This is a genomic window from Segniliparus rugosus ATCC BAA-974 (assembly GCF_000185725.2).
GTDB lineage: Bacteria > Actinomycetota > Actinomycetes > Mycobacteriales > Mycobacteriaceae > Segniliparus > Segniliparus rugosus.
Map to the genome: position 1 here is coordinate 1,278,851 of NZ_KI391954.1, position 24,388 is coordinate 1,303,238.

25 protein-coding genes are annotated in these 24,388 nt (G+C 67.6%); 13 read left to right on the forward strand and 12 right to left on the reverse strand.

Annotated features, from left to right (window positions below; genetic code table 11):
* Positions 1 to 10 precede the first annotated feature (10 nt).
* The 3 genes from ndk (at position 11) to HMPREF9336_RS15865 (ending at position 3,951) form a co-directional block, all read left to right on the forward strand.
* Complete coding sequence (gene ndk / locus HMPREF9336_RS15855) at positions 11 to 439, forward strand: nucleoside-diphosphate kinase (protein WP_040585695.1); 429 nt, start codon at positions 11 to 13, stop codon at positions 437 to 439.
* Between the two features lie 350 nt (positions 440 to 789).
* A complete protein-coding gene (locus HMPREF9336_RS15860; RefSeq protein ID WP_021030857.1) occupies positions 790 to 3,201 on the forward strand; it encodes a translation initiation factor IF-2 N-terminal domain-containing protein in 2,412 nt (803 codons plus the stop codon).
* A gap of 9 nt (positions 3,202 to 3,210) precedes the next feature.
* A complete protein-coding gene (locus HMPREF9336_RS15865; protein ID WP_007468786.1) occupies positions 3,211 to 3,951 on the forward strand; it encodes a hypothetical protein in 741 nt (246 codons plus the stop codon).
* On the opposite strand, the gene HMPREF9336_RS15870 is transcribed toward HMPREF9336_RS15865, so the two are convergent.
* The gene (locus HMPREF9336_RS15870; RefSeq protein ID WP_007468788.1) at positions 3,884 to 5,011 is read right to left on the reverse strand and encodes an NAD(P)-binding domain-containing protein; all 1,128 of its coding nucleotides are present in this window, start codon (positions 5,009 to 5,011) and stop codon (positions 3,884 to 3,886) included. The genes HMPREF9336_RS15865 and HMPREF9336_RS15870 overlap by 68 nt on opposite strands.
* Positions 5,012 to 5,040: 29 nt before the next feature.
* Here HMPREF9336_RS15870 and HMPREF9336_RS15875 point away from each other — a divergent pair, with 29 nt between their 5' ends.
* From HMPREF9336_RS15875 to proB, 5 genes are all read left to right on the forward strand, one after another.
* Positions 5,041 to 5,808: a hypothetical protein gene (locus HMPREF9336_RS15875; protein WP_007468789.1), complete on the forward strand. Its 768-nt coding sequence runs from the start codon at positions 5,041 to 5,043 to the stop codon at positions 5,806 to 5,808.
* Between the two features lie 77 nt (positions 5,809 to 5,885).
* Positions 5,886 to 6,197 carry a 50S ribosomal protein L21 gene (gene rplU, locus HMPREF9336_RS15880; RefSeq protein WP_007468791.1) on the forward strand — a complete coding sequence of 104 codons (312 nt, stop codon included), beginning with the start codon at positions 5,886 to 5,888 and terminating at the stop codon, positions 6,195 to 6,197.
* 44 nt (positions 6,198 to 6,241) lie between these two features.
* Positions 6,242 to 6,508: a 50S ribosomal protein L27 gene (gene rpmA / locus HMPREF9336_RS15885; RefSeq protein ID WP_007468793.1), complete on the forward strand. Its 267-nt coding sequence runs from the start codon at positions 6,242 to 6,244 to the stop codon at positions 6,506 to 6,508.
* Positions 6,509 to 6,520: 12 nt separating this feature from the next.
* Positions 6,521 to 8,002 carry a GTPase ObgE gene (gene obgE, locus HMPREF9336_RS15890; RefSeq protein ID WP_007468795.1) on the forward strand — a complete coding sequence of 494 codons (1,482 nt, stop codon included), beginning with the start codon at positions 6,521 to 6,523 and terminating at the stop codon, positions 8,000 to 8,002.
* Positions 7,999 to 9,111: a glutamate 5-kinase gene (gene proB / locus HMPREF9336_RS15895; protein ID WP_007468797.1), complete on the forward strand. Its 1,113-nt coding sequence runs from the start codon at positions 7,999 to 8,001 to the stop codon at positions 9,109 to 9,111. Before obgE ends, proB begins: the two co-directional genes overlap by 4 nt.
* 19 nt (positions 9,112 to 9,130) lie before the next feature.
* Here the strand turns inward: proB and HMPREF9336_RS15900 are convergent, their stop codons facing one another.
* From HMPREF9336_RS15900 to hisN, 6 genes are all read right to left on the reverse strand, one after another.
* Complete coding sequence (locus tag HMPREF9336_RS15900; RefSeq protein WP_021030858.1) at positions 9,131 to 9,883, reverse strand: VOC family protein; 753 nt, start codon at positions 9,881 to 9,883, stop codon at positions 9,131 to 9,133.
* Positions 9,884 to 9,955: 72 nt separating this feature from the next.
* Positions 9,956 to 10,270 carry a GlsB/YeaQ/YmgE family stress response membrane protein gene (locus HMPREF9336_RS15905; protein ID WP_007468802.1) on the reverse strand — a complete coding sequence of 105 codons (315 nt, stop codon included), beginning with the start codon at positions 10,268 to 10,270 and terminating at the stop codon, positions 9,956 to 9,958.
* Positions 10,271 to 10,451: 181 nt separating this feature from the next.
* Complete coding sequence (locus tag HMPREF9336_RS15910) at positions 10,452 to 11,672, reverse strand: acyl-CoA dehydrogenase family protein (RefSeq protein ID WP_007468804.1); 1,221 nt, start codon at positions 11,670 to 11,672, stop codon at positions 10,452 to 10,454.
* Between the two features lie 28 nt (positions 11,673 to 11,700).
* Positions 11,701 to 12,849 (reverse strand): acyl-CoA dehydrogenase family protein, encoded by a 1,149-nt coding sequence (locus HMPREF9336_RS15915; protein WP_007468806.1) that lies wholly within the window; start codon positions 12,847 to 12,849, stop codon positions 11,701 to 11,703.
* 33 nt (positions 12,850 to 12,882) lie between these two features.
* Positions 12,883 to 14,250, reverse strand: a complete 1,368-nt coding sequence (locus tag HMPREF9336_RS15920) for an acyl-CoA dehydrogenase family protein (RefSeq protein WP_007468808.1) — start codon at positions 14,248 to 14,250, stop codon at positions 12,883 to 12,885.
* A gap of 89 nt (positions 14,251 to 14,339) precedes the next feature.
* Positions 14,340 to 15,131: a histidinol-phosphatase gene (gene hisN, locus HMPREF9336_RS15925; RefSeq protein WP_021030860.1), complete on the reverse strand. Its 792-nt coding sequence runs from the start codon at positions 15,129 to 15,131 to the stop codon at positions 14,340 to 14,342.
* A gap of 24 nt (positions 15,132 to 15,155) precedes the next feature.
* Between hisN and HMPREF9336_RS15930 the strand changes: the two genes are divergently transcribed.
* Positions 15,156 to 15,518, forward strand: a complete 363-nt coding sequence (locus tag HMPREF9336_RS15930; protein WP_021030861.1) for a hypothetical protein — start codon at positions 15,156 to 15,158, stop codon at positions 15,516 to 15,518.
* A 135-nt stretch (positions 15,519 to 15,653) separates the two neighbouring features.
* Here the strand turns inward: HMPREF9336_RS15930 and HMPREF9336_RS15935 are convergent, their stop codons facing one another.
* The 5 genes from HMPREF9336_RS15935 to HMPREF9336_RS15955 form a co-directional block, all read right to left on the reverse strand.
* On the reverse strand, positions 15,654 to 16,694 hold the full coding sequence (locus HMPREF9336_RS15935) for a ferredoxin--NADP reductase (protein ID WP_007468813.1): 1,041 nt from the start codon (positions 16,692 to 16,694) through the stop codon (positions 15,654 to 15,656).
* 43 nt (positions 16,695 to 16,737) lie between these two features.
* On the reverse strand, positions 16,738 to 17,637 hold the full coding sequence (locus HMPREF9336_RS15940; protein WP_007468814.1) for a metal-dependent hydrolase: 900 nt from the start codon (positions 17,635 to 17,637) through the stop codon (positions 16,738 to 16,740).
* Between the two features lie 50 nt (positions 17,638 to 17,687).
* Positions 17,688 to 18,575, reverse strand: a complete 888-nt coding sequence (locus HMPREF9336_RS15945) for a metal-dependent hydrolase (protein ID WP_007468815.1) — start codon at positions 18,573 to 18,575, stop codon at positions 17,688 to 17,690.
* A 72-nt stretch (positions 18,576 to 18,647) separates the two neighbouring features.
* Entirely contained in the window at positions 18,648 to 19,556 is a 909-nt protein-coding gene (locus tag HMPREF9336_RS15950) for a metal-dependent hydrolase (protein WP_007468816.1), read from the reverse strand.
* Positions 19,557 to 19,599: 43 nt separating this feature from the next.
* Positions 19,600 to 20,508 carry a metal-dependent hydrolase gene (locus tag HMPREF9336_RS15955; protein WP_007468817.1) on the reverse strand — a complete coding sequence of 303 codons (909 nt, stop codon included), beginning with the start codon at positions 20,506 to 20,508 and terminating at the stop codon, positions 19,600 to 19,602.
* A 198-nt stretch (positions 20,509 to 20,706) separates the two neighbouring features.
* Between HMPREF9336_RS15955 and prfB the strand changes: the two genes are divergently transcribed.
* From prfB to HMPREF9336_RS15975, 4 genes are all read left to right on the forward strand, one after another.
* Positions 20,707 to 21,825: a peptide chain release factor 2 gene (prfB, locus tag HMPREF9336_RS15960; RefSeq protein WP_007468818.1), complete on the forward strand. Its 1,119-nt coding sequence runs from the start codon at positions 20,707 to 20,709 to the stop codon at positions 21,823 to 21,825.
* A gap of 75 nt (positions 21,826 to 21,900) precedes the next feature.
* Positions 21,901 to 22,593 (forward strand): cell division ATP-binding protein FtsE, encoded by a 693-nt coding sequence (gene ftsE, locus HMPREF9336_RS15965; RefSeq protein WP_021030862.1) that lies wholly within the window; start codon positions 21,901 to 21,903, stop codon positions 22,591 to 22,593.
* A 10-nt stretch (positions 22,594 to 22,603) separates the two neighbouring features.
* Complete coding sequence (gene ftsX / locus HMPREF9336_RS15970) at positions 22,604 to 23,530, forward strand: permease-like cell division protein FtsX (RefSeq protein WP_007468820.1); 927 nt, start codon at positions 22,604 to 22,606, stop codon at positions 23,528 to 23,530.
* Between the two features lie 2 nt (positions 23,531 to 23,532).
* Positions 23,533 to 24,357 carry a hypothetical protein gene (locus HMPREF9336_RS15975; protein ID WP_007468821.1) on the forward strand — a complete coding sequence of 275 codons (825 nt, stop codon included), beginning with the start codon at positions 23,533 to 23,535 and terminating at the stop codon, positions 24,355 to 24,357.
* The last annotated feature ends 31 nt before the right edge of the window (positions 24,358 to 24,388 follow it).

Below are 24,388 nucleotides of genomic sequence, written 5' to 3' on the forward strand. Positions count from 1 at the left end.
GCTAGCTGGCGTGACTGAGCGGACTTTGGTGTTGATCAAACCTGACGCGGTGGCCCGTGGCCTTATCGGCGAAGTGCTAGGACGCGTCGAGCGCAAGGGGTTGCAGATCCTCGCGCTGCAGCGGCTCGTGCCGCACGTGGACATCGCGCGGGAGCATTACGCGGAGCACGCCCAGCGCCCGTTCTTCGACTCGCTGGTCGAGTTCATCACCTCGGGCCCGCTGGTCGCGGCGGTCATCGAGGGCGAGGGCTCCATCGCGGCGATGCGGCAGATCATCGGCGGCACCGACCCGGTCAAGAGCGCCGTCCCCGGCACGATCCGAGGGGATTTCGGCCTCACGGTCCAGAGCAACTTGGTGCACGGCTCCGACTCGCCGGAGTCTGCTCATCGGGAGATCGCGCTGTGGTTCCCCGAGTTCTGCTTGTCCAATCACCACTGACCTGCTTGAAGGCTTTCCCGGGCGACTCCTGGGCGGGGGATGGCGTGCATTCCGCCAAAGATATGCGATAGTGGATGCAGTCGGCGCGCAGCTGGCGGCTTCGGCCGGACGGCGCGCGACGACCCCGAAGCTTTGTTGAAAGGTTCCGAATAACGCTGGCTCCACCCCTTCGCGGGCGTCGGCGGCGGGAGTTTCCGATGAGCCTCGGCCAGAAAACGCGACTATGTCGCCTCACGCGTTCCTCCAGTTCGCGTGACGCGCGATAGACACAAAGACCCCCCGCGTGGCTGTGCTCGCGATGTCGTCACGACGTCCTGAGCGCGCCCGGGGGCTGATATAAGGAGTGCCACGTGGCTGAAGAGCTGCCGCCCATTGACGATTCTGCCCCGCAGGGGAAGATTCGAGTCCACGCCCTCGGCCGTCTGCTCGGGGTGACTTCCCGACAGGTGCTGACCAAGCTTTCCGAATTCGGGGTGACGGTCCGGGGCCCGCAGTCGAGCATCGACGAGACCGTCGCGACCCAGGTCCGCGAGGCGTTGGCGAACGCCGAGCCACCCGCTGGCGAGCAGGCCCAGCCCCCGGCGGCCGCGGCCGAGCCCGCCTCCGAGGAGCCCGCCGCGGCGGAGGAGCCCGCCGCGGCCCCCGCGCAGCTGGAGCTGATGGGCGGACCGCTGTTCCTCGAGCCGAAGAGCCCAGAGCCCAAGAGCCAAGAGCCGCGCAAGCGCAGGTCGAGCAAGGCCGAGCCGGCCGCCGTCGAAGAGCCCGGTCCCGCCGCCGCTGTCTCCGAGGAGCCTGGCCCGGCGGAGGAGGCCACGGACGAGTCCGACGACGAGGGCAAGGGCGGGCGCAGGCGCCGCCGGGGCAGGCGGGGCCGGGGCAGGGGCCGGGGCTCTGAGGCGCAGGAGCAGCAAGGCGAAGAGGCTGGCGAGGCCGAGGAGTCCGCAGAGCCTTCGGAAGAGGCCGCCGCGTCCGACGAGGCGGAGCCCGCCTCGGAGGGCGCGGAAGCGGGCGAGCTGTCGCCCTCGGCGAAGCGCCGCAGGCGCAGGCGGCGGGGCGGGAACGACGGCGCGGGCAGCGAGGACGATCCGCCGAACACCGTCGTGCGCGAGCGCTCCAGCCGTTCGAAGGCCAAAGACGAGGTGCAGGGCATCTCCGGCTCGACCCGGCTCGAAGCCAAGCGCCAGCGCCGCCGCGAGGGCCGCGACTGGGGCAGGCGCCGTTCGGTCATCCTCTCCGAGTCCGAGTTCCTCGCCCGGCGCGAGTCCGTGGAGCGCGTCATGGTGGTGCGCGAGCGCGATGGCAACCCGGACGGCTCGCCGGGAGGGAAATACACCCAGATCGGCGTGCTGGAGGACAACGTCCTCGTCGAGCATTTCGTGACCACCTCGGCCTCGGCCTCGATGGTCGGGAACATCTACCTCGGCAGGGTGCAGAACGTGCTCCCCTCGATGGAGGCGGCGTTCGTCGACATCGGGCGGGGCAACAACGCCGTCCTGTACGCGGGCGAGGTGAACTGGGAAGGCGTTGGCCTCGGCGGCGACGCTCGCAAGATCGAGCACGCGATCAAGCCGGGCGACTACCTGCTGGTGCAGGTGAACAAGGATCCGGTCGGGCACAAGGGCGCGCGGTTGACCACGCAGATCGCCCTCGCGGGCCGCTACCTGGTGTTCGTGCCGGGGGCCTCGGCCAAGGGCATCAGCCGCAAACTGCCCGACACCGAGCGCAACCGGCTGCGCGAGATCCTCGCGGGCATCGTCCCGGAGGACGCTGGCGTCATCGTCCGCACCGCTTCGGAGGGCGTGTCCGCCGAGCAGCTCACCGAAGACGTGACGCGCCTGGCCGAGCAGTGGCAGCGCATCCAGAAGGCCGCCGAAGACGCGAAGGGGCAGGGCGGCGGCCCCCGCTCGCTGTACCGCGAGCCGGACCTCTTGGTCAAGCTCATCCGCGATGTCTTCAACGAGGACTTCGCGAAGCTGGTCGTCCAGGGCGAGAACTCGCACGAAGTGGTGCAGGAGTACCTCTCGGCCATCGCCCCCGACCTCGGCGAGCGCCTCGAGCGCTTCGAGCCGAAGGCAGAGGGCCAGGACGTGTTCTCCGAGTATCGGGTGGACGAGCAGCTGGCGAAGGCGCTGGGCCGCAAGGTGTGGCTGCCCTCTGGCGGCACGCTGGTCATCGACCGGACCGAGGCCATGACCGTGGTCGACGTGAACACGGGCAAGTTCGTCGGCTCCGGCGGCAACCTGGAAGAGACCGTCACCCGCAACAACCTCGAAGCCGCCGAGGAGATCGTGCGGCAGCTCCGGCTGCGCGACATCGGCGGGATCATCGTCGTCGACTTCATCGACATGGTGCTCGAGTCCAACCGCGAGCTGGTGCTGCGCAGGCTCACCGAGTGCCTGGCGCGGGACCGGACCCGGCACCAGGTCTCCGAGGTGACCTCGCTCGGCCTGGTCCAGATGACCCGCAAGCGGATCGGCACGGGCCTCTTGGAGGCGTTCTCCTCGAAGTGCTCGCATTGCGAGGGGCGCGGCGTCATCGTGCACCCCGACCCGCTGGGCACCGAACTTCCGGAGGAAGGCCGCCACGAGTCCGGGTCGGGCCGAGGCCGCCGGTCGCGCGGCGGCAACGCCGCGCAGCAGGCCCCTGTGGTGCCCAAGGTGGTCGCCCACCACGGCGAGCACCCGATGTTCCGGGCCATGGCGGCGCAGGCCGAGACCACTGAGGCCGTCGAGGCCGCGCAGCCCGAGGACACCTCGGCCTGAGGCCGGAGCGTGCTACGGGCGCGGGAGTTGTGGGGCGAGCCGGGCACGGCATGGTGGGAGTGGTGGCTCTGCCGTAGGAATGAGCAGGACCACGAGGCTGCGCAGGAGCCGCTGCACGATGTCGCGTACCGCTACTACCTCCCGTGGCTGTTGCGGCACTCCGGATTGGCCGCGCTGATCCGCGAGCGCTTCCCCTCGTACGCGGGCAGGGCCCGCGCGCGGCTCGCGGCGGGCCATGGCGGGCTCGCTCCGCAAGATTTCCGCCTGATGGCCTACGAGGAAGCGCTCGACATGGCCGATTGGGCGGTGGACGCGCTGGTCGAGCGTTTTCGGGGCGACGGGGACGACTCCGCGGCGCAGTGGCATCTCGCCTTGCGCGACGCGGGGCAGCGGGCGCGGTTCGAGTTCGAGACGTTGTGGATGTACGGGGTGAAACTGCGCGCGCTCGGCTGCGAGCGCCCGTTCTGGACCGTCTCGGTCCGCGAATGCGGTGAGCAGGCGGTGGAGCTCAGCCGCCGCTACGGCGAGGAGCTCCTCGCGACGTTCCTGCGCTCGGACCAGCGTCTGCGCGAGCGGCGGGGCCAGGGCATGGGCTACTGCCTCGGCCTGTGGTTCGTCCTGCTCCAGTTCGTGGAGGAGGCCGCCGCGGAGCCGGAGTCGGATCTGCACGGCCTGCCGCTGCTCAACCGCGTGCTGCGGTATCCGGGCTGGGCGATGTGGCCGGGCTGTCGGGAGCCGTTGCCGATGTAGCGGCGAGCGCGCCGAGCAGTTCGGCGACCGCAGCCCGGCCCGCGCGGTTGGCCCCGATCGTGCTCGCCGAAGGCCCATAGCCGAGCAGATGCACCCTCGGCTCGGCGGCGACTTGCGTCGCGAGCCGTCCGGTCATCGTGATGCCGCCGCCGGGGGAGCGCAGCCGGAGCGGGGCGAGGTGGTCGAGATTGGCCCGGAACCCGGTGCACCAGAGGATCGCGTCCACGTCCAGCGTTGTGCCGTCCTCCCACGCCACCCCGGTCGGCGTGAGGCGCTGGAAGATCGGCAGGCGGTCGAGCACGCCCCGCGCCTTCGCCTCGCGCAGCTCCGGAGTCCACATGAGCCCGGTCACGCTGACCACCGAGCCCGGCGGCAGACCGCGTCGGACGCGGTCTTCGACGACGGCGACGGCGGCCCGCCCGAGCTCCGGGGTGAAGGGGCCGTCCCGGAAGACCGGCTCGCGCCGGGTCGCCCACGTGGTCTCGGAGAGACGGGAGAGCTCCACGAGCAGCTGCACCCCGGTCACTCCCGCCCCGACCACCAGCACGCGCTGTCCGGCGAACTCCTCGGGCTCCCGGTAGTCGTGCGCGTGCAGCTGCCTGCCCGCGAAGAGGTCGGCTCCCGGGTAGCGCGGCCAGAACGGCTTCTCCCACGTGCCGGTGGCGTTGAGGACGCCCGCGCAGGCGAACTCCCCGATGTCGGCGCGGACGAGGAAGCCATCGCCCTCGCGCGCCACCTCCCGCACGTGGACGGGCCTTCGCACGTCGAGCCCGAACTCGCGCTCGTACTGCGCGTAGTACTCCGGCACCGCCGTCGCGGCCTGGATCTGCGGGCGGGAATGGTCCAGCGGGAGCCCGGGCAGGTCGTGCACCGCGTTGGCGGTCTGCAAGGTGAGGCTCGGCCAGCGGTGCTGCCACGCGCCCCCGGATCGAGGCGCATGGTCGAGGATGACGAACCCGGAGCCGGGCTGCAAGCCGTGTCTGCGCAGGAAATACCCGGCGGACAGGCCCGCCTGGCCCGCGCCGACGACGACAACTGTGGTGCGTTGGGCGGTGCTCACCCAGATATTCCACCAGGTACAGTGGCGCTATGGCTGTCGAGGGCGGACCGGAGGCCCCGGACGAGCTTGCGGAAGAGCTCGAAGGCTTCTGGTCGCGCTGGTGCGACCCGGAGTCGCCGGACTATGCGATAGCGGTCCTCGCGGACACCGAGGTCACGATCCTCCGGGACTGGATGCACGAGTTGTGCCCGCCGGACCTTCGGTTCCAGATTACCCGAGCGAACGGATGCGTGGCAGGGACGCTTTGGGAGGTCAAGCACATCGTGGTCTGGGCGAATGGCTGGTGTCCGGAGCGCTGGGGCTTGGGCGGCGACGAGACGGCGGAAACGGCGGTCGCGGCGGCGAAGGCGCGGGTGCGGGCCGTTTCGGAGATGAACCGGAAGATGTTCCCCGAGGTGCCGGGGGTGCCCCCAGCAATCCGCCGGGACCCGGAGGGGCCGGGCGAGGTCACCGACTTGGTCGCCGCGATATGCGCGGTGGTCGGGGGCGCGTGGTCTCGGGCCGTGGCGGTTTTCGACGCGATGCTGGGATTCGTGGCCGTCCTCGACCGGGCGGCTGCGGGCTCGCCGGGGCGCGCGGCCTTGCGGGACGCCTTGGCGACCAGGATCCGCGCGGCACTCGACGACAGCCGCCGGTACGCGAGAGAGTTCGCCGCGATCGGCGATCCGCAGACTGGGTCCGAGGAACGGCAGCGCCGCTACGACGAGCTTTGGGCGTTCCACAAAGACCGCTCGTACGTGTCTTTTTGGGAACGGCCGCGTCAAGTTGACTCTCCGAGCCGCTCTCCCCTAGAATGACTCGGTTGTTTCTGGCCCGTCGTGGGCTGAAAACCCCGCAGGTACGACCTGGGCAAGCTTCGAGGAATGTGAGAACTATGGCCACTTACGCGGTTGTGAAGACTGGCGGCAAGCAGTACAAGGTCGCCGTTGGCGACGTGGTGAGCGTGGAGAAGCTCGAGGGCGAGCCCGGCGCTGCCGTCTCCCTCACCCCGGTGCTCATCGCCGACGGGTCCACCGTCACCACGAAGGCCGACGCGCTGGCCAAGGCGAAGGTGACCGCCGAGGTCGTCGAGCACACCAAGGGCCCGAAGATCCGCATCCACCACTTCAAGAACAAGACCGGCTACCACCGTCGCCAGGGCCACCGTCAGCCGCTGACGGTGCTCAAGGTGACCGGTATCGCCTGATCTGCATTCGCGACAAGAAGACTTCGACGAGAGGATAAAGACCCATGGCACATAAGAAAGGCGCTTCCAGCTCCCGCAACGGCCGCGACTCCAACGCCCAGCGGCTCGGCGTGAAGCGGTTCGGCGGCCAGGCTGTGAACGCGGGCGAGATCATCGTGCGCCAGCGCGGCACCCACTTCCACCCGGGAGAGGGCGTCGGCCGAGGCGGCGACGACACCCTGTTCGCGCTCGTCGCGGGCAAGGTCCTCTTCGGCTCCAAGCGTGGCCGCAAGACCGTCAACATCGAAGCCGCCGAGGCTGTCGAAGCGTAAGGTTTTCTCCCCATGGCGCGTTTCATAGATCGCGTCGTGGTCCATGTGAGCGCCGGATCAGGTGGCCACGGTTGCTCCTCGATCCATCGCGAGAAGTTCAAACCTCTTGGCGGCCCGGACGGCGGGAACGGCGGCCACGGCGGCTCGGTGGTGTTCGAGGTCTCCTCGCAGGCGCACACGCTGCTGGACTTCCACTTCCACCCGCACATCAAGGCCCAAGACGGCAAGATGGGCATGGGCTCGAACCGCAACGGCGCTCGGGGCGAAGACCTCGTCCTGCCGGTCCCGTCCGGCACCGTCGTCTTCGACGCGCGCGGCGAGTTCGTCGCGGACCTCACCGGCGAGGGGACCAGGTTCGTCGTCGCGGAGGGCGGCCGGGGCGGCCTCGGCAACGCGGCGCTGGTCTCCAAGGCCCGCAAGGCTCCCGGCTTCGCGCTGCTCGGCGAGGAGGGCGAAACGGGCGATTTCACCCTCGAACTGCGCTCGGTGGCCGATGTGGGCCTCATCGGCTATCCCAATGCGGGGAAGTCCTCGCTGATCGGGGCGCTTTCCGCCGCGAAGCCCAAGATCGCCGACTACCCCTTCACCACGCTGGTCCCGAACCTCGGCGTCGTGTCCTCGGGGGACACCACGTTCACCGTCGCGGACGTGCCTGGCTTGATCCCCGGCGCGGCGGAGGGGAAGGGCCTTGGCCTTGACTTCCTGCGGCATGTGGACCGCTGCGCGGTGCTGGTGCACGTGTTGGACTGCGCGACGCTCGACTCCGGGCGCGACCCGGTGTCCGACTTCGAGGCGGTGGAGCAAGAGCTCGCGGCCTACAAACCTGCTCTGGACACCGACCTCGGCCTCGGCGATCTGCTCGGCCGTCCCCGGATCGCGGTGCTGAACAAGATCGACGTGCCGGACGCGGCGGACCTCGCCGACATGGTGGCGGACGAGTTGGCCGAGAAGCTGCGCGGCGGTTCCGCCTCGGCGGACGAGCCGTGGGCGGAGCCCGAGTCGCCGAAGGTCTTCAAGATCTCGGCGGCGAGCGGCGAGGGGCTGCGCGCGCTGACGTTCGCGCTCGCGGCGCTGGTGGAGGAGCATCGGGCCCGCATGGCGCAGATCGAGCCCGCGCGGCAGATCGTCCGGCCCAAGCCCATCGACGAATCGCAGTTCTCGGTCCGGACGGACCCAGAGAACCCCGAAGGCTTCCTGGTCACCGGGGCGAGGCCGGAACGCTGGGTCCGCCAGACGCAGTTCGACAACGAGGAGGCCGTCGGCTACCTCGCGGACCGGCTCGCGAAGCTCGGCGTGGAAGAGCAGCTCACCAAGCTCGGCGCGGAGCCGGGCGTCGACGTGCGCATCGGGGATGTCGTGTTCGGCTGGGAGCCGAGGCTGACCTCTCGGCGGCACGGGTCCCGAGGCACCGACACCAGGGTGGGGGAGGCGCAACGCAGCCTCGAGGAGCCCGACGAGGAGCTGTGGGAGGACGACGAGGAGCTTCCCGAGTGAACGCCGTGGACGCGGCGACAGCCTCCGCCTCGGTGCGCGAGCAGGTCCGAGCCGCCCGCACCCTGGTGGTGAAGATCGGCTCCTCCGCGTTCACCAGCGCGGGCGTCGGGGTGGACGTCGCGAAACTGGACTCCCTCGTGGACGCGATCGCAGGGCGGATCGAAGCGGGCGGCAAAGTCTTGGTCGTGAGCTCTGGCGCGGTCGCCGCGGGACTCGCGCCGCTCGGGCTGCCCCGCCGTCCCCAGGACCATCTCACCCAGCGCGCCGCCGCCAGCGTCGGGCAATCGGCCCTCGCCCTGGCGTGGGGCGCGTCGTTCGCCCGGTACGGGAAAGTCGTCGGGCAGGTGCTGCTCTCCGTGCAGGACTTCTCGATCCGAGAGCACAACGCGAACGCCCAGCGCACGCTCAACCGGCTGATCTCGCTCGGCGCGGTCCCGGTGATCAACGAGAACGACGTGGTCTCGACGGCCACGGTCCGGCTCGGGGACAACGACCGGGTGGCGGCGCTGGTCGCGCACCTGGTCGGAGCGGAGGCGCTCGTGCTGCTCTCCGACGTGGACGGGGTGTACGACCGCAATCCGCAAGAGCCAGGAGCCGTCCGGCTCGACCTGGTGGCCTCGGCCGCCGACTTGGACGGGGTGACGGCCAAAGGCGGCAGCGGTTTGGGCACCGGGGGGATGGAAAGCAAGCTCCGCGCGGCCCGGATGGCCGCGGACGCCGGGGTTCCGGTGCTCGTCACCTCTGCCCCGCGCGGGGCAGAAGCCTTGCTCGAAGGGCGAAGCGGCACCGTGTTCGCCCCGCGAGCCCCAAGGCTGTCGGCGCGGAAGTTCTGGATCCGGCACGCCGCAGAGCCCGCAGGCTCGCTGGTCCTCGACGACGGCGCGGTGCGCGCCGTCACCGCCGACCGAAAATCCCTGCTCATCGCGGGCGTGAAAGCCGCCTTGGGGGAGTTCCGGGCTGGAGACGTGGTCGTCTTCGCGGACCAGCGCGGGGCGCAGGTCGCCAGGGGCGTGGCCGGGTACGGGGCGGTGGAGCTGAGCGAAGCGCTCGCTGGACGGGGCGAACTCGCGAAGCCCGTCGTGCACGCGGACGACGTGGTGCCGTTTTAAGGCTCCCTCGAGGCGCGGCTTAGCTGACGCTCACCACGCCGAAGGCGATGCCCTTCGGGTCTGCGAGCACTGCGATCCGCCCGTTCGGGGTGTCGAACGCCGGGGCGAGCACGGTGCCGCCGAGGCTCTGCGCCTTCTCGACCGCCGCGTCCGTGTCCGTGACGCCGAAGTAGACCAGCCAGTGGTTCGGCACCCCCTCGGGCAGGAAGCTGCTCGCGTCGATAGACCCGGCGAACTCGCCGGTCTCCGGCGTGGCGAACACCGTGTAGTCCGGGCCCTCTGACTCGTAGGGGCGGGCGGACCAGCCGAAAAGGTCGCTGTAGAAGGCGACCCCCGCCGTTTTGTCACGGGTGCTGAGTTCGAACCAGACAGGGTTGCCCGGCTCGTTCGCGCGGACGAAGCCTTTGTGCGAGCCCGGCTGCCACAGCCCGAAAACGGCCCCAGTCGGGTCGGCGATGACGGCCATGAAGCCGAGGTCGCCCACCGGCATCGGCTCGCAGAACACGGTCGCGCCAGCAGCCTTGGCCTTTTCGGTGGCCGCAGCGATGTCGTCGGCCCGGAAATAGATCGTCCAGCATGGCGGTATGCCCTGGTCGGGCGCGACTTCCATGCCGCCTGCGACCAGGCTCGAACCCCGAGAGAAATTGCCGTACCCGCCGAAGTCCGCGTTGCGCTCGTAGGTCCAGCCGAAGAGCTGCGCGAAGAATCCCGCGCTGCCCTCGAAGTCCGGCGTGCCGAAATCCACCCATACCGGCGTTGTGTTCTCGCTCATAGCACAGAGCCTATAACAGGACGACCGGGCCAGTGACACTGGCCCGGTCGTCCTGTTATAGGCGCGGAAAGTTTACTTGCTGCTGAGTTTTTTCCAGATCCAGATGAGGATGGACGCGCCGACGAGCGCGCTGATGAAGGTGAACCAGAAGCCTCCGCTCGAATGCCAGATGAAGCTGAGCAGGTAGCCGCCGACCAGCCCGCCGATCACACCGAAGACGATGTTCAGTAAAAACCCTTGCCGTTCGTCGGTGCCCAGGAACTTGCTCGCGATCCAACCGGCGAGACCGCCGATGATGATGTAGCCGATCCAGCCGTACGCTGTGTATCGTGTCGCCTCAGCGAGGATCTGAGTGGAAGCCATCAAAGTGGGAGTGATCATCGTCATTCCTGCCTTCTCTTACGTTGTGTGCTTCTCTTGCGTTGTGTGGTTGTGCTCCTGCGAACACAAGATCAAGTTTACCCTATGGCGATCATTTCGGGTAGGCCTCACGCAGAATTCGAGGAGGTCGGAGTAAAACTCGCGCGAGCGGAAAAGGCATTCTTTTCCGCTCGCGCGAGTTTCGTTTTTACTTCAGCTGCGCCGAGGTGAGGTTGAGGGTGCGGCGGGCGACGATGAGCTGTTGGATCTGCTGGGTGCCCTCGTAGATGTCGAAAATCTTCGTGTCCCTGCCGTATTTCTCCAAGAGCGTGCGCTGGGAGTAGCCGTAGAGGCCCGCGAGCTCGATCGCGCGCAGGGTGACGTCGGAGCCCATGCGGCCCGCTTTGGCCTTGGCCATGGAGGCTTCCCGAGAGTTCGGGATCTTGTTGTCGGCCATCCACGCCGCCTTGAGCGTGAGCAGGTAGGCGGCCTCGTAGTCGGCTTCAAGGCGCAGGTACTCGGCCGCCGCGGCGTGCTGGACGTGCGCGGGCTTGTCGTAGCTGATCTCGATCCCGGCCTCGTTGAGGATTTCCAGGAGGTCCTCAAGAGCGCCTCGGGCCACGCCGATGGACATGGAGGCGACCACGGGGCGGGTGTTGTCGAAGGTCTGCATGACCCCGGCGAAGCCCTTTTCGACGTTCACCTCTGGGGAGCCGAGGAGGTTCGACTTGGGGACGCGGACGTTGTCGAAGATCAGCGCGCAGGTGTCGGAGGCTTTGATCCCGAGCTTGTGCTCGACGCGGATCAGGTTGACCCCCGGGGTGTCGCGGGGAACCACGAAGGATTTGATCGCGGCGCGGCCAAGGCTCTTGTCCACGGTCGCCCAGACGACGATGTGGCTGGCGCGGGAGGCGGCGGTGGCGAAGATCTTCTCGCCGTTGATGACGTACTCGTCGCCGTCCGGGATCGCGGTGGTCTTAATGGCGGCGGAGTCCGAGCCGCAGCCGGGCTCGGTGATCGCCATCGCGGCCCACTTGTTGCCGAACCGCTTGTACTGCTCCTCGTTGGCGACCGCCGCGATGGCGGAGTTGCCGAGGCCCTGGCCGGGGATGGTGAGGGTGAGGCCGGGGCAGCCCCAGCAGCTCTCGGCCATCGCGAGGACGGAGTTGAGGTTCGCGCCGTTCTTGTTCTCTTTCGAGTCCGTGCTCTCCGCCGGCTCGTCCTTGGCCTGCGAGTTGACGGACGCGCCCATGTCGCTGGTCGCGTTGATCGCGTCGTACGCCGCGCCGATGACGTCCATTTCAACTGGGTAGTCGTGTTCGGCGAGGTCGTACTTGCGCGCGATGGGCCGGAGGTAGTTGCCCGCGAACTCGTGGGCGAGGGTGAGGAAGGGAACGAACTTCTTCGGGAGTTCGAGGTTGATCGCCATGTTTAACGCCTTTTTCCGAGTGGTGTGGTCACTTGAGCTGCGCGGACGAGAGCCCGAGGGCGCGCCGGGCGACGATGAGCTGCTGGATCTGCTGGGTGCCCTCGTAGATGTCGGTGATCTTCGCGTCGCGAGCCCACTTTTCGAGCAGAGACTTCTGCGAGTAGCCGTACAGGCCCGCGAGTTCGACCGCCTTGAGGGTGATCGCCGTGGCGGCACGCCCGGCCTTTGCCTTGGCGATGGAGGCCTCTTTGGAGTTGGACAGCTTCTTGTCCGTCATCCACGCGGCTTTCAAGGAGAGCAGGTAGCCGGCTTCCCAGTCCGCCTCCAGCGCCAGGTAGTCCGCCGCAGCGGACTGCTGGTTGTACGCGGGGATGTCGTAGCTGATCTCCACGCCCTCCTTCTCCAAGATCGAGCGCAGCTCCTCCAGGGCGGCCTTGGCGACGCCGAGCGCCTGCCCGGCGACCACGGGGCGGGTGTTGTCGAAGGTCTGCATGACCCCGGCGAAGCCCTTTTCGACGTTCACCTCGGGGGAGCCGAGCAGGTTCTCCTTCGGCACGCGGACGTTGTCGAAGAGGATCGCCGCGGTGTCGGAGGCCTTGATGCCGAGCTTGTGCTCCAGACGCACCAGCGTCATGCCCGGGGTGCCCCAGGGCACGACGAACGACTTGATCGCCGCGCGTCCTGCTGCGGGGTCGATCGAGGCCCACACGACGACGTTCTTCGCGCGGGCTCCCGCCGTGGCGAAGATCTTCTCGCCGTTGATGACGTACTCGTCGCCGTCGAGCACCGCCGTGGTCGTGATGGCGGCGGAGTCCGAGCCGCAGCCGGGCTCGGTGATCGCCATCGCGGCCCATTCGGCTCCGAAACGCTCAAGCTGCTCCGGCGTGGCGACCGCCGCGATGGCGGCATTGCCGAGTCCGTTGCCGGGGAAGGTCAGCGCGAGGCCGAGGTCGCCCCAGGAGAGCTCGAGGATGTTCAGAACCTCCCCGATGTTGCTGCCGGGGGAGAACAGGTCCTTCGTCTCGGGGTTGGCCGCGACCGCGTCGAGTTCGGAAGGGTACTCGTGCTCGGCGATGTCGTACTTGCGCGAGATCGGGCGGAAGACTTCGGAAGCGACTTTGTGCGCCTTCTCGACGATAGCTTCGAGGTCTTTGGAAAGTTCGAGGTTGATAGGCATAGTGCGAAATCCTCTCTATCTAGAGTCGGGGAATTAGACGAGGATGACGCCTTCGGCGACGCCGACTGCCCGCAGGTCGCGGTACCAACGCTCGACCGGGTGCTCCTTGGTGAAGCCGTGGCCGCCGAGCAGCTGCACGCCGTCCAGGCCGATCTGCATGCCCTTCTCGGAGGCGAGACGGCGGGCGAGCGCCGCCTCGCGGGCGAACGGCAGGCCCTGGGCGGCGCGGGAGGCTCCCCGGAGGGCGACGAGCCGGATGCCGTCGAGCTCGATGGCGATGTTGGCCACCATGAAGGCGACTGCCTGGCGGTGGCTGATCGGCTCGCCGAACGCCTCGCGGCCGTTCACGTAGGGGATGACGTAGTCGAGGACGGCCTGTCCGACTCCGGCGGCGACGGAAGCCCACGCGATGCGCGCGAGGCGCACCGACTCGGTGTAGTTGTTCTCGCGGGCCTGCGGGTCCGGGTCGCCGAGGAGCGCGCTCTCGGGCACGACCACGTTGTCGAGGTTGATGCGGCCGATGCCCGCGGCGCGAAGGCCCATGCTCGGGTCGCCCTCGACGGTGAGGCCCCTATTGCCGGACTCCACGATGAAGAGCGCGGGGCGGCCTTCGAGCTGGGCTCCGATGATGAACAGCTCGGAGGAGCCCGCGGCGGGGACGAGCGCCTTCACGCCGCTCAGCTTGAACCCGCTCGGGGTCCGGACCGCCTTGGTCTTGAGGTCGAAGGGGTTGAAGAGCGGCTGCGGCTCGGCGATGACGAACGCGGACTGCGGAGCCTTGTCCTCGGCGAAGGAGGGCAGGTAGGTCTTCTGCTGGCCGTCGGTGCCCCATTCGCCCAGCGCGATGGCGACCGCGCTCGGCGCGAGGATCGGCAGGGCCAGGCCGAGGTCGCCGTAGGCGAGCGCCTCGGCGACGAGCGCGTTTGTGATCGCGTTGCGCTCGGCGGCGGCCCCCTCGAACTCCTCGGGGACGTTGATCAGCGTGACGCCCAGCTCGGCCGAGCGGTCCAGGATCGACTGCGGCGCGGCGACGGCGGCGTCGGCCTCAAGGGCGGCGGGGCGCAGCACCTCGTCGGCGAACTCCTTGACGGTCTCGACGATGAGCTTCTGGTCTTCCTCGGGGGTGAGGTCGAACAGGTCGCTCTTGGCGCGGGCGGGGCGGGCGGCCTTGCCGCCGCCGGCGACTTGCTGGAAGACCCGGTTGGCGACGCCGAGCGCCTTGAAACCGGTCTTGCTCGCGTTGTACGAGGTCCAGGTCAACTGCTTGTTGAGGTCGTATTTATTGACCAGATCCGAGCCAGTGATCGCGGACAGGGCGCGCAGCCCCAGGCCGATCGGGGTCTTCTTCTTGCTCGAAAGCGGCTTGGGGGAAGCGTCTGCAGAAGCGGGTTTGGTGGACATGTCCGTCGAGGTTCCTATCGCCGAATTTCCTTGGGTCGAGAGCTATGTTACTGACCAGTAATTAAGGCTTTCCGGCGGGGCGCCTTTGCTTACGCGCCGGGTCCCCCCAAGGCTTCGAGAGCCATGCCGTGCAGTCTACCGTTGCTCGCCAGAGCGCTGCCCCCATGGGGGCCGTCTTGCCCGGTCAACGAGGTGAAACGGCCGCCAGCCTCACGGACGAGGACATCGAGGGCGGCGAGGTCCCAGAGCGAGACCTCGGGCTCCGCGGCGAGGTCGACCGCGCCCTCCGCGAGCAAGCAGTAGTGGTAGAAGTCACCGTAGCCGCGCAGTCGCCAGACCTTCGACTCCAGCGCCCGGATCCGCTCGCCGAACGCCCCTTCCCGCCAGTCCGAGACCGAAAGGCTCGCGTCGTGGAGGTTGGCGACCTCGGACACCTTGGCGCGGCGCGGCGCGGAGCCGGGAGCCGCGACGAACGCGCCCGCGCCCTCCGCCGCCCACCACCGCCGGTGCAGGGCCGGGGCGCTGACGACTCCGACGACGGGAACCCCGTCCACGAGCAGGGCGACGAGGGTGGCCCAGACCGGCACCCCGCGCACGTAATTCTTCGTCCCGTCGATCGGGTCGACGACCCACTGTCGGCCCGCGAAAGCCGCCTCGCCGCCGAACTCCTCGCCGAGCACGGCGTCGGCGGGGCGCACCTCGGCGAGGATCTCGCGGATCCGAGTCTCGACGGCGAGGTCGGCCTCGGTCACCGGCGTGAGGTCGGGCTTCGCGGTGATAGAGAGGTCCGAAGCAAGGAACCGGCGCGTGGTGATGGCGTCGGCGGCCTCGGCGAGGCGCAGCGCGACGTCGAGGTCGTCCTGCCAAGTTGAGATGCTCATGGACGTCGAGCGTAATCTGAGTGGATGTTCGTAGCGTTTGGGGTGTTGTTCGCGTTGGCGATGCTTGGTCTGCTGATTTGGCACGGACGGCAGTTTTTCTCCGGCTCGCGGGCGCTGCCGTGCCCGCCAGCCGGAGCGGTCCTCGCAACGCTCACCGTCACGGGCGTGTCCCCGGAGCGGGGACCGGACGGCCCGGAGGCGTTCTGCACGATCAGCGGCTTCTTGAATTCCTCAGAGCTTGCGCCGACCGAGGTCTACGATCGCATCGTCGTCCTCGCAGGCGGGCATTGGCCGAGGCCGGGGGAGCAGCTCACAGCCTTTTATCTGCCTGGGAAGGCGGCCACGCACTGGTGGCTGGAGCCGCGCGCCGGGTGGAACGCGTACTAGGCCGGCATCTCGCGCAGCGGACCGGTCGCGACATCGGAGGCGAACCCCCGCGACCACGTGGCCCTCGCGCAACCCGAGTGCATCCCCATGCAGGCGACCATGGCGGCGCGCCTGCATGGGGACAACGGAGGCCCGTTACTGGTCGAAGGCGACGCGGACCCGATGGGTGAGGGGGCGCGCCTGACAGGCAAGGATGATGCCGGCCTCAAGCTCCTCGTCGATAAGCGACTCGTTCATCCGCATCTCCACTTCGCCCTCTTTCACCGTGCAGACGCAGGTGCCGCAGGCCGACTCCCTGCAGACGTACGGGGCGTCGATCCCCTTGGCGAGGAGGACGTCGAGCAAGGGCGTCTCCTTCGGCCAGCTCAGCTCGAAGGTCTCGCCCTTGAACTCCACTTCGACGACCGCCGTGTCGCCAAGCTCCTGGGGCTCGGGGATCACGATCGGAGCCTCGTCGAACGGATTGTTCTGCAGGGAGATGTACTCCTCGTGGCGCAGCGCGCCCGGAGCCACGCCGAGCACGGCCAGCGCCTCGCGCACCGCGGCGGAGTAGCCCGCAGGCCCGCAAAGGTACAGATCGCGATCCTGGTAGGGCCGCGCCAGCTCGGCGATGCCCTCCGGGGTCGGCAGGCCGGATTCGGACTCCAACCAGTGCAGCACGGTCAGCCGGTCGGAGAACTCGTCGCTCAGCTGCTGGAGGCGCTGGGCGAAGATGACCGAATCCTTGTCGCGGTTCGCGTAAACCACTGCCACCTTGCCCGTGCCCGCGACGAGCACCGAGGTGACGATGGACAGGATCGGGGTGACGCCGCTGCCGCCCGCGAAGAGCAGCACGTCGTGGTCCAGCGTCTTCGGCACGAACGTCCCAGAGGGCTCGAGAACGGTGATCTTCGCGCCCGGCTTGGCGTTGTCGCAGATCCAGTTCGACGCGTACCCGTCCACCGTCCGCTTGACGGTCACGCTGAGCCGCTTGTCCCGGTGCGGGCTGCTCGACAGGGAGTAGCACCGTGCCACGGAGCCGGTCTGCTCGCTCGGCACTTTCAACGTGAGGAACTGGCCGGGGGAGTAGGCGAACTTGTCGGCGATCTCCGAAGGGATGTCGAACACGAGGGAGACCGCGTCTGCGGTTTCCCTGACGACTTCGAAGACAGTCAACTCGTGGGTATGCGAATTCATAGTGGTGATTGAGATCCTATCGTAGTGGTTTCCGTAGCACCGGTCACTTCAGGTGGCCGACGAGGGCGCCCTGCTCGCCGAACAGCTGGGCGCTCCACTTCTCCAGGAGCTCGTTGGTGTCGATGTCGTCCGGGTGGAAGCCGCGCTTGTAGAAGGGCTTGAACTTGCCGAGGATGTCCTTGACCAAGGCGCTGCGATAGACGTCGGCCGTCTCCCGCACGAGTCGCGCCGGATGCAGCAGCGCGGCGGTGTCGGACATGATGATGGAGAACAACACGGCCAACGTGATCAGCGGGTACATCGTAGCGGCCCAGAACCGCAGCGCCGCGATACGGAGCCATTCCGGGCCTCCTGCGGCCTTGTAGACGTCGAAGGCGACGGATTTGTGCTCCATCTCCTCGAAGGCGTGCCAGTTCATGAGGTTCCTGACCTCGGGGTCGCTGAGTATCTCTTGCACGTCGTCGTGCCCGAGAATGCGTTCGGCGGCCACGGACGTGAAGTGCTCGCCAGCGGCCGTCGCGGCGAGCAGGCCGAGATGGAACCATTTGATCCCAGGGATGGCGTGCTCGTCGGTGAAACGCTCCACCCGCTCCAAAGCGCGTCCGCCGATCATGGTGATGTTGTAGACGGTCTTCGAGTAGCCCAGCTCCAACAGTTTCTCATTGAGCACGCTGTGCTGCTGGCTGTGCATGGCCTCCTGCCCGACGAACCCCGCCGCGCGCTTCTTGAGCACGGGATCGGTGATCTCGCCCGAGAACCGGCGCACCGCGCGGATGAAGAACTCTTCGCCAGGCGGAAAGCTGTACGAGAGCAGCGCGAGCAGATGGCTGAAGGGGATGTTGCCCTTCATGAAATGTTTGTTCATCGGCTTGGGCTTGCCGAAGGGGAAGGCGATCCGGCGGACCTTGGGAAGGGTTGCCGACTTGGGAGTGGGGGATGGCATGGCGGTTCCTTTATCGAAAAATCATCTCGAGAGACAGGCTGGGAAGGCGGTCACTTGAGATGGCCGACGAGGGCGCCGTGCTCGCCGAACAGCTGGGCGCTCCACTTCTCCAGCAGCTCGTTGGTGTCGATGTCATCTGGGTGGAAGCCGCGCTTCGTGTAGAGGGCGAGCTCGCCGATCACGCCCTGCATGAAGTCGCTGGCGAAGAGCTTGCGCGTTTCGCGGATCAGCCGGATCGGGTGCAGCAGCGCCCCTCGGTCGGTGAGCAGGATGGAGAGCAGCGTGCCCAGGGTCCACAGCGGCAAGAGCCCGTACGCGACGACCGCCCCCGCCAGCCTGCGCAGCCACTCCGGGCCGCCGACCGCGAGGTAGACGTCGTGCGCGACCGACTTGTGCTCAAGCTCTTCAAGGGTGTGCCAGTTCAAGAGGTGCATGACCTCCGGGTCGCCCGCCCGCAGCATCGCCTGTGCCTGTTCGCTGGTCAGGATTCGGCGGGCGAACGTCGCCGTGCCGTGCTCGGCGGCGGCGGTGCCCGCGAGGAAGACCGGGCGCATGAACTTCAGCCGTTTGACCGCTCCGTCCTCCCACTTTTCGAGGAGCTTGCCGCCCCACTCCATGAAGTTCCCCGCCGAGTAGCCCATCTCGATCAGCTTCAGGTTCAGCTCGCGGTGCTGCTGACCGTGGACGGCCTCTTGGCCGATGAACCCGGCGACGCGCTTCTTCAAGCCCGGATCGGTGATCTGGTCCGCGTAGCGGCGCACCGATCGGATGAAGATCTCCTCCCCAGGCGGGAAGCCGAAGGAGAGCATCGCGAACAGATGGCTGAACACGACGCTGTTATCGGCGTAGTAGCGCTCCATGGGCGCCGGTTTGCCGAAGGGGAAGACAATGCGGCGGACCTTGGGGTAGCTGCCTCTCGGCACTGTGGGGGTGGACATGAACGACTCCGTCTTCTTTCTGCTCTTTTGTTTTTATTTCTGCCAGTGGTTGTTATGTATGGTCGGAACGGGTTATTTCAGGTGGTCGAGGAGGGCGCCGTTGTCGCCGAAGAGTTCGGCGTTCCATTTGTCGAGCAGCGGCGTGGTGTCGATGTCGTCGGGGTGGAAGCCGCGCCGGCCGGCCAGCTTCATATCCTTGCGAAGACCTTTCATGATGGGGTGCTTGAAGACCTGGACCACGTCCTTGGCGATCTTGATCGGGCGACGAAGCGCGCCCCTGTCGCAGCCCAGGATGGAGATGAGGCTGCCGATGACGAGCACGGGCACAATCGTCGCGGCGGTGACTCGCGCGATGGCCACGCGGAGCCATTCGGGGCCGTCGACGGCGCGGTAGACGTCGAAGGCGACGGATTTGTGCTCCAGCTCCTCGAAGGCGTGCCAGTTCAGGAGGTTCTTGACCTCGGGGTCGGTCATCAGCGCCTGCGCCTCGGGAAGGGAGAGCAGGCGTTCGGCGAGCACGGCGGTGCCGTGCTCCGCAGTCGCGGTCGCGGCCAACATCGCGAAACGGGCCAGCCGGTATTTCTCCGGGTACTGAGCCGGGGGCCACTGCGCGTCCATTCGGTTCTCGCGCTCCTCGTTCTTCTTGCCTAAGTTCTCCGAGAGCTCCCAGCCCCGGTAGCCCATCTCGACCAGCTTGTCGTTCAGGTCGCGGTGCTGCAGGCCGTGGACGGCCTCTTGGCCGATGAACCCGGCGACGCGCTTCTTCAACCCGGGGTCGGTGATCAGGTGGGAGTAGCGGCGGACCGAGCGGATGAAAGCCTCCTCGCCGGGCGGGAAGACGAAAGACATCTGCGCGATCAGGTGGCTCAAGGGGATGTTCCCGTCGACAAAGTACTTGTCCATCGGCACGGGCTGGCCGAAGGGGAAGACGATGCGGCGGACCTTCGGGTACAAGGCCTTGCTGAGGGTGGGGGCAGACATATGGGCTCCTGTCGTCAGATGAAGTTGTTGTTGGACGTGGTGCTTATTTGAGGTGGTCGAGGAGGGCGCCGTTGTCGCCGAAGAGTTCGGCGTTCCATTTGTCGAGCAGCGACGTGGTGTCGATGTCGTCGGGGTGGAAGCCGCGCCGCCCGGCGACCTTGAGGGCTTTGGTCGTTCCTTTCAGAACGGGGCTCTGGAACATCTCGACGAAGTCTTTGACCAGCCGGATCGGGCGCAGCAGCGCGGCCCGGTCGGTCGCGATGATCGAGCCGAGGGTGACGAGGAAGAGCAGCGGCAAATTCGTGGCGGCGAAGTAGCGCGCGATGAAGACGCGGAGCCATTCAGGGCCGCCTGCGGCGCGGTAGACGTCGGCGGCGACGGATTTGTGCTCCAGCTCCTCGAAGGCGTGCCAGTTCAAGAGGTTCTTGACCTCGGAGTCGGCCATCAGCGCCTGCGACTCGGGGATGGCGAGGACTCGTTCGGCGAGCACGGCGGTGCCGTGCTCCGCAGTCGCGGTCGCGGCCAACATCGCGAAGCGGGTCAGCCGGTATTTCTCCGGGTGCTCGGCGACGGGCCACTGCGCGTCCAGCCGGTTCTCGCGTTCCTCTATCGTTTTGAACTGGTTTTCCACGCGGTCGCGGCCCACGTAGCCCATCTCGACGAGCTTGTCGTTCAGGTCGCGGTGCTGCAGGCCGTGGACGGCCTCTTGGCCGATGAACCCGGCGACGCGCTTCTTCAGGACCGGGTCGGCGATCAGGTGGGAGTAGCGCCGCACCGAGCGGATGAAGAACTCCTCGCCGGGCGGGAAGGCGAAGGACAGCTGCGCGATCAGGTGGCTGAAGGGGATGTTGCCCTTCATGAAATACTTGTCGATCGGCGCGGACTGGCCGAAGGGGAAGACGATGCGGCGAACCTTGGGGTAGAAAGTTTTGTTCACTGTGGGTGCGGACATACGGGCAACCTCCTATTCTGACGATCTGACGACAATCCACACTTTTCAACTTGAGTGCTACCTAAGGTAGCAGATACTGGTGACTCGCGCCATACACAGGGGGTGTTTCATGCGAAATCTTGTGATAAACCCAACGCGGCGGCCCGTCCGGTTTCTCCGGAGATTCCGCAAGCGCCGCGCACGGTAAGCTGGTTTCCCATGCATCCAGACACAACGGCGGATCTGGCCGGGCTCTCGGCGACGCTCTCCACGGTGGAGTCGGCGCTCGATCTCAGCAAGCTCGAAGCCGAGATCGCCGACCTCGAATCACAAGCCGCCGACCCCTCGCTCTGGGAGGACCAGGACCGGGGCCAAGAGGTCACCAGCGGGCTCGCCAGAAGGCAGGCCACGCTGCGCGCGGTCACCGCCTTGCGCTCCCGGCTGGACGACCTGCACGTGCTTTACGAGCTCGCCGAGGACGACAGCGGCGCGGAGGGGCAAGAAGCGCTCGCCGAGGCGGACGCGGAGCGCAAGGCGCTGCGCGAGGACATCGAGACGCTCGAAGTGCGCACCCTGCTCAACGGGGAGTATGACGAGCGCGAGGCGCTGGTCACCATCCGCTCCGGCGCGGGCGGGATCGACGCGGCGGACTGGGCGCAGATGCTCATGCGCATGTACATCCGCTGGGCGGAGCGCCACAAGCACCCGGTGGAGATCTACGACATCTCGTACGCCGAGGAGGCGGGCATCAAGAGCGCCACTTTCGCGGTCAAGAGCGCCTACGCCTACGGCACGCTCTCGGTCGAGCAGGGCACCCACCGGCTCGTGCGGATCAGCCCCTTCGACAACCAGGGCAGGCGGCAGACCTCCTTCGCCGACGTCGAGGTGCTGCCGGTGGTCGGCACCACCGACCACATCGAGATCCCGGAGTCCGAGGTTCGGGTGGACGTCTACCGCTCCTCCGGCCCCGGCGGGCAGTCGGTGAACACCACGGACTCCGCGGTGCGGCTCACCCACCTGCCCACCGGCGTCGTCGTCACCTGCCAGAACGAGAAGTCGCAGCTGCAGAACAAGCTCTCCGCGATGCGGGTTCTGCAGGCCAAGCTTCTCGAACGGCGCCGTCAGGAGGAGCAGGAGCAGCTCAACGCCCTCAAGGGCGACGGCGGCAGCTCCTGGGGCACGCAGATGCGCTCCTACGTGCTCGCCCCGTACCAGATGGTCAAGGACCTGCGCACCGAGTACGAGGTCGGCAATCCGACCACAGTGCTGGACGGCGACATCGACGGCTTCCTCGAATCGGGGATCCGCTGGCGCCGGGCGGGCGCGGGCGTTGCGTAGCCGCCGGGCTGTCGTGTCGGGCGAGATGCTGTGTTGGCTGGGGCTTCTGGGCGGCTCCCAGTACACTTGCACGCTGTGATCAGTCTGCAGAACGTGTCGAAGACGTATCCGAAGTCCACCAGGGAAGCCTTGTCCAAGGTGAACATCGAAGTCGACGACGGCGAGTTCGTCTTCCTGATCGGCCCGTCCGGCTCCGGGAAGTCCACGCTTCTGAGGATGCTCATCAGGGAGGACGTCCCCGACTCGGGCGACATCCATCTCGCGAAGTTCCACGTGAACAAACTGCCGTCGCGGCGCGTGCCCCGGCTGCGCCAGACCGTCGGCTGCGTCTTCCAGGACTTCCGCCTCCTGCAACAGAAGACGGTCGCGCAGAACGTGGCCTTCGCGCTGGAAGTGATCGGCAAGCCGCAGGCGATGATCGACAAGACCGTGCCCGAAGTGCTCGAGCTCGTCGGCCTCGCGAGCAAAGCCGACCGGCTGCCGCACGAGCTTTCCGGCGGCGAGCAGCAGCGCGTCGCCATCGCGCGAGCCTTCGCGAACAAGCCACTGGTCCTGATCGCGGACGAGCCCACCGGCAACCTCGACCCGGAGACCTCCGGCGAGATCATGAGCCTGTTGGAGCGGATCAACCGGCACGGCGGGACCACGCTGCTCATGGCCACGCACGACCATCACATCGTCGACTCCATGCGCAAGCGGGTGATCGAGCTGTCGTTCGGGAAAGTCCTGCGCGACGAGGCCAAAGGCGTTTACGGAGTCGGAAGGTAATCCCAAGAAAATGCGTTTGAAGTTCCTCGTCGGCGAGGTCCTCACCGGCTTTCGGAAGAACATCACCATCGCCATCGCGATGATTCTGACCTCTGCCATCGCGCTCACCATGCTCGGCACGGGCATCCTGGTCGTCGGCCTGACGGACCGGAGCAAGCAGCAATTCCTCTCCGAGCTCGAAATCCGGGTGAACCTCTCCAAGAGCTTCACCAGCCCGGACCCCAAATGCGAGCAGGCCGCCTGCAAGGCGCTCGAGGCGAAGCTCAAAGCAACCCCCGGCGTCGCCTCGGTGCGCTACCTCTCCCCGGACGAGGTGTACGACGACGCGATCCACCGCGTGTTCGCCGACCAGCCCGATTTGCAGGAGCTCACCGCGCAGCACGGCAAGGAAGCCTTGCTGGCCTATTTCAAGGTGACCGCCACCGACCAGAAGCAATTCGGCCAGCTCGTGGAGAAGTTCCGCGACGACGCGGAGCTGAACGGGAAAGTGCAAAGCGTCGTCGACCAGCGCGAGCTTGTCAAGCGCGTCTTCCACGTCTTCGACGGGGCGCGGGACGTCGCCTTCGCCATGGCGGTCATCTGCGCCGTCATCGCGGTCTTCCTCATCGCCAACATGGTGCAGATCGCGGCGTTCACCCGGCGCAACGAGATCGCCATCATGCGCCTGGTCGGGGCGACCCGCTGGTACACGCAGCTGCCCTTCCTCGTCGAGGCGGTGATCGCCTCGCTCTTCGGCTCCAGCCTCGCCGTCGTCGGGCTCTTCATCTCCCGCAAGATGTTCTTCCAGAACTCCCTGCAGGACTTCCAGCTCGCAGGCCTCGTCGCCCCGGTGACCACCGGGAACGTCTGGGAGCTTGCTCCGTTCATCACGCTGATCGGCGCGGCGCTCGCGGCCTCGACCGCGTATGTGACCCTGCGCTGGTACGTGCGGACCTGACCGTGGCGGAGACCTCCCCGGCAGGGGAAGGGGACGTCCGGGAGCGGACAGCCCGCGCGCTGGGGGAGCTGATCGAAGCCTTGCGCCGCTATCAGGAGATGTGGGCTCCCGGCGCGGAGCATCCCTCAGTGCTCAACGAGCCGATCCGCAGCGTGGTGGGCCAGACCTGGAAGGACGGTCTGACCCTCGAACTCGACCAGCAGCTCACCCGCGCGCACGAATACCCCCAGGCCGCGTTGCGCGAGCTGATCTGCCTGGTGGACTGGCTGGTCGGCGCGTGCGAGATAGCCCTCGCCGCCGTGCGCCGGGCCGAGGGCGAGGAAGAGATCGCCGTAGCGCTGCGGCGCTCGCTCGGCGACGGGGACAAAGCAGCGGCCTCCGCGCTCCAGCGGCGCCGCAAACGCGTCCTGGCCGCCACCCAGGCCGTGCGAAGCAGCCTCGGAGCCTTCGTACAGGACGAACCCGACGAGTCCGGCGAAGCCGCCCAGCTCTCCGAGGCCGACGTCGAAATGTGCCACTTCGTCGCGGGCGTCTGGTCCACCATCGTCGTGGCGGGCGACGAATACCTCCAGCTGCACGGCCTGCTCGACCTCGCGGTCCGCGACGCCCGCTCAGGGGTCTGGCCCACTCGCGACATCGCCCCCAGCTTGGAGCGCCTGCGCGACATGATGACCGCGCGGATCAAAGTTGTTTTGGAGGAATGCCGCTTCAACGCCCGCGTCCTGCGCGGCATGGGCGACCGCGAAGCCCCGCAAGCAGAACGCCAGCGCAGCTACCAGGAGCTTTGGGACCGCAACAGAAGCCGAGTGGATTACATCCTCATTTAAAGCATTTGCCCTGACTGGTAACCTTTTCCGG